This is a genomic window from uncultured Campylobacter sp., assembly GCF_938018035.1.
Taxonomy (GTDB): Bacteria; Campylobacterota; Campylobacteria; order Campylobacterales; family Campylobacteraceae; genus Campylobacter_B.
Genome location: NZ_CALIJF010000062.1, coordinates 1 through 4,357, shown reverse-complemented (window position 1 = coordinate 4,357; position 4,357 = coordinate 1). Strand labels below are relative to the sequence as shown.

3 protein-coding genes and 1 pseudogene are annotated in these 4,357 nt (G+C 51.9%); all 4 read right to left on the bottom strand.

Features of this window, described 5'->3' with window-relative positions:
- Window positions 1-1,337: peptidoglycan DD-metalloendopeptidase family protein (locus Q0257_RS02030; protein ID WP_298020933.1), on the bottom strand; the 1,337-nt coding region annotated here is incomplete at its 3' end.
- Window positions 1,334-2,149, bottom strand: a complete 816-nt coding sequence (locus Q0257_RS02025) for a hypothetical protein (protein ID WP_297961083.1) — start codon at window positions 2,147-2,149, stop codon at window positions 1,334-1,336. The genes Q0257_RS02030 and Q0257_RS02025, both read right to left, overlap by 4 nt.
- A complete protein-coding gene (locus tag Q0257_RS02020; protein WP_295152369.1) occupies window positions 2,136-2,825 on the bottom strand; it encodes an ATP-binding cassette domain-containing protein in 690 nt (229 codons plus the stop codon). Before Q0257_RS02020 ends, Q0257_RS02025 begins: the two co-directional genes overlap by 14 nt.
- Window positions 2,813-4,357, bottom strand: a pseudogene (locus Q0257_RS02015) (hypothetical protein); the annotation flags it as partial. The pseudogene Q0257_RS02015 and the gene Q0257_RS02020, both read right to left, overlap by 13 nt.

The window sequence follows — 4,357 nt, the reverse complement described above, 5'->3', positions numbered from 1 at the left end:
TGCGTCACCTCAAAGGTCAGATCCGAGCCGATGCGCCCGATGATGTAGCCCTTTTTGACGTTGGAGCCGACGCGCACGGTAGGCGGGATCTGATTTAGATGCGCGTAGATCGTATGGATGCCGCCGCTGTGCTCTAGGATCACGACCTTATCGAGCACGGCGGTCTCTTTAGCAAAGACCACCTTGCCCGGCAGTACCGCCTTAACCTGCGTGTCGCCGCTGTTTGATCCCAGCACGATATTTTCGTTGAAAAGCTTGATGTTATACACGGGATCGTTGTAGTTGCCGAATTTCCGCTTCAAATACGCGCCGTTCAGAGGCGCTGCGGTCTTGGCTCCGCTGTATTTTTTAACGCGCGATGACTGATAGCTCGAGCCGTACTGCTTGACCTTTTGGTTGATCTTGCTTACGCGCTCATCCGCCGGCTCGCTCACTTCTGGCTCGGGCTCGCTAGGAGGCGCAGGCTCGGGCTTACCCGCCTTTTTGGCAGCCGCTTTTGCTTTGGCGTACTCTTTTTCGCGTGCCTGGCGCTCCTTTTGCTTCTGCGCTTCAAGCTTTGCTTGGCGTGCTGCTTCCTCCTTCTGCGCTTTGGCTTTTTCCTCGGCGTCGTCGATGATCTTAAGCTCCTGCAGGGTCTTAGATATGGCGTCTTGCTCGTCGTTTATCTTCTCCAGGCGCGCGATATAGTCCTCTTTGTCCTTTTTCATCTGCGCGAGCTTCTCTTTTTGGGTGGTTTGCTTGGCGTCGAGATCGGTTTTTTTCTTGTCATAGCCCGCCATGCTCGCCTGGATCGATTTGATCTTTTTGTTCTGCTCGTTGATAAAATTTTGATTATTTTCGTAGTCTTTGATCAGCCCCTTCAGCTCGTCGTTCATAACGACGCCGAGCCCCTCCAAAATTTCGCTAGCCATGATAGAATCGGGCGTGGTGGTGGAATTTACGTCGGTGATGAGATCAAATGATAGCTCTTGCGAGATCACGCTTGCGATCTTGCTTTCTAGGTCGTTTTGCACGCTAAGAAGCGTGACGTTTTGGCTATTAAGCTTTTCAAGCTCCTGCGCTTCGGCGGCGTATTGATCTTTTAAGCCCTCGATCGCGTCGCTTAGCTGTTTGATCTCGCCCTCGCGCTTTTTAAAGCCCTCCTGCTCCTTTACGATCTGGCCAGCGATCTCGTCGATCTTTTGCGAGAGCTGCATACCCTCCTTTTGCGAGCTTTTGAGCTCTTGACCCGCTTTGGCGATCTTATCTTTCGTGCTTTGCTGCTTTGCGGGCGCAGCATAAATAAAACCCGCGCCAAGCCCCAGCGCAAGAAGCGGCGCTAAAAAAGCTCTTTTCATGCTCGTTTATTTCCGATTTGCAGCATCACGAAACTTACTGCGATGATAGATAGCGCTAAAGCCACGCCCAAAAGGATCAACGCGTCGTAAGGCAGCACTATGGCAGTGCGTAGATCGCCGATACCCTTAAGCGTTGTCGAAAACACCTCCCAACCCGGAAGCGCAATGTAGAAGCAGGTCACGATCAGCGTGGCGATGAAGGAGTCTATTATCGCCATTCGGTAGAGCTTGCCGCTTTTTATCAGAAACGACGCGCCGAAAAGCTCCATGATCTCGATGCGCTCTTTGTGTTCGTAAACCCAAATACGCATCTGGCGGTGAATTAACATCACGCCTAAAAGCACGATGAGAAACGCAAAGCCGTAAACGAGGCTTTTGATAAGCAGTAAAATTTTAAAAATTTCATCGTGGGTCTTTTTAAAAATTTCAACTCTCGTAAGCGAGCCGATCGATTTTAGATCCTGCTCGATCTTGGCAAGCTGCGCGGCGTCGGGGAAGCTTTCGAGCTTAACGCTATAAAATTTAGGCAAATTTTTACTAAGCTCGGCAAAGGCGTTTTGTGAAATTTTACCCTTCAGCCGCTCGGTGATGCCTGCTGTGGAAATTTCGCTAATCGAGCTGATCTTCGGCACCGCTTTTTGCGCGTCTTGCAGGCTGAGCGAGGTTTTGGAGACTAGCACGATGTTGTATTCGTTTTGGATCGAGCGCTCGTAGCTTTTGGTTAGGTTGCTCATAAAAATTCCAAACTGCACGGAAAAAAGCAGCGCGACGAGCGAAAAGATCACGCCGAAATGGGTTTTAATCGATTTCATTTACTTTAGCGTCCTTAATCTCAAAATGTCGGTGCCTAAAACGCAGCGTGGCGGGCATTTTATGCGTCACGATGACGACGCAGGCGTTCCACGACTCGCATGCCGAGCGCAGCAAATTCCAAATAATGGCGCTGGAGTAGTCGTCCAAATTTCCCGTAGGCTCGTCGCACAGCAGCAGGCGCGGATTATGCGCCATCGCACGCGCCAAAGCCACGCGCTGCTGCTCGCCGCCGCTAAGCTCGAGCGGATACTTGCCCATCTTGTGCCCGAGCTCGACGTGGCGCAGTAGCTTTTTGGCTTGGTCTTGGCAGACCTGCTGATTGTAGCCCATTATCATTAACGGAAGCATTATGTTGCGCTCGATCGTCCATTCGTTGATCAGGCGGTAGTTTTGAAAGATAATGCCGATGCGCTGGCGCAGGGTGCGTAGATCGGAGTTTGTGATGCCCTTTAGATCGCACAGGCAGACGTTCAGCTCGCCGCCGATGATGTCGATGCCGCCGTAGAAGGACTTAAGCAGCGTGGATTTGCCGCTGCCGCTCTTGCCCGTGATGATGACGAAATCCTTCGCGCCGATGCCGAAACTCGCGTCCTGGATGACCGCGCCCGCCTTTTCGTAGCCTAGCGTGAGGCCCGCTGCGGTGATGATGTTGTAATCGTCCGTTATCTCTGCCATTGTGAAAATATCTCCGAAATTTTTTGATGTGCCGCGTGGTTTTCGCGCGTAGGAAGCGGGCGGCGGATGAAGTAGCGCGTGCCGCTTGCGTTTGCGCGGATAAAACACTGCTGCGGAAAGTCGAATGCCCCGAGCGAAAGCAGGATTAGCACATCCTGCGGCTCTGCGGTGCACGGCTTGCTTTGCTGTTCAGTTCGTGGCTCGGCACGGTTTAATTTGTCTTGGTGTTCGGCTTGTAGCTCGGCTCGCTTCGGCTCGCTTCGGTACCCGACTTGCGACTTGATAGAGTTTGACTTATTTTGTAATTCGACTTGCGGTTCAGCAGCGTGGTTTAGCTCGTTTTTCAGTTCGGCTTGCGGCTCATTTTTGTAAGATGCGGCACTTGCGTTTGTTGTATTTTTAGCATTCGCTGCACCGCCGTCTGTTAAATTTACGCCATTTGTGCTCAAGCTATCCTCGTTTAAATTTGCGCCCGTTTCATCTGCATGGTTTGTATTTAGTGCGTCGCTCGCTTTTTTTAGAATTTGCGTAACGTTCGCTCCGTCTGTGCGGGTCGCATTCGGCGCGGCGCTCTCTTCTATCGCACTGGTCGCTGCGAATGAGCCGTCCAAATTCGGCGCATTGTTTGCATCTATTGCACCGATCGTTGCAGGTGCAGTGCTTGCGCCTGTCGCGCCGATAGCCGCAAGCGCACCCTCCGTGCCGCTAGCATTTGGCGCGCTGCTTGTTGCGATCTGCTCGCAGGCTAAAGCGCGTTTTTCGCTTGAAGCAGAGCGGCTAAATTTAGCGCTTACTGCGACGGGAACGTCGCTCGTTAAATTTACGCCGTTTGTGCTCAAGCGATCCTCGTTTAAATTTGCGCTGGTTTCATTTGTGCAATTTGTATTTGGCGCGACGCTTGCTTTTTTTAGAATTTGCGCAGCGTTCGTGCAAGTTGAAATTTTATCGCCCGCTGTCGTAGCTGAAATTTTGCCGCAGTTTGCCGAAATTTCATCCATGCTCGCGCGCTCAGTTAAATTTTTGCCACGCGTCGCGTCTAAATTTATAGCTTCGCCGTTGTTTATAGCTTCGCCCGCGCTGCTTAAATTTACGCCGTTCGCTTCGCAAGCGCTGCCCGCGTCCAAGCTTTTTTGCGCGTCAAAGTAAAAAATTTCCTCAAAATGCACGAAAAAATCCTCGCCTTTGAAGGTAGAATTTTTAAAATTTCGCGCGATTGCCGCCGCGTCAAATTTTAAAAATTCCATCTCAAACTGCTGCGGCTCGCCCCGGCCCGCGGTTTTGTTCTCGTAGATCAGATCGTAGATATCTTTATCCATTTTGCGCCATCTATCCTCGTATTTGCTCGCTACGGCGGCGTCGCGGTTTTTGAAGTGCGAAATTTCGCCCGCTTTGCGCTGCACGTAGGGCGAGAGCTTTTGCATCGCGTAGAGGAAGTACTCCTCGCTGTCGGTGCGAAGCTCGAAGCGGCCGCCGCGCCCGAGCGTGCGTGCGATCTGTGAGGCGAACTCGTCGCTTATGACGCGGCGGTGCGG

What these genes read in the sequence shown, in the direction of transcription:
- Q0257_RS02020 (WP_295152369.1), bottom strand. Translation starts at nt 2,825, where the DNA reads ATGGCAGAGATAACGGACGATTACAACATCATCACCGCAGCGGGCCTC.
- Q0257_RS02025 (WP_297961083.1), bottom strand. Translation starts at nt 2,149, where the DNA reads ATGAAATCGATTAAAACCCATTTCGGCGTGATCTTTTCGCTCGTCGCG.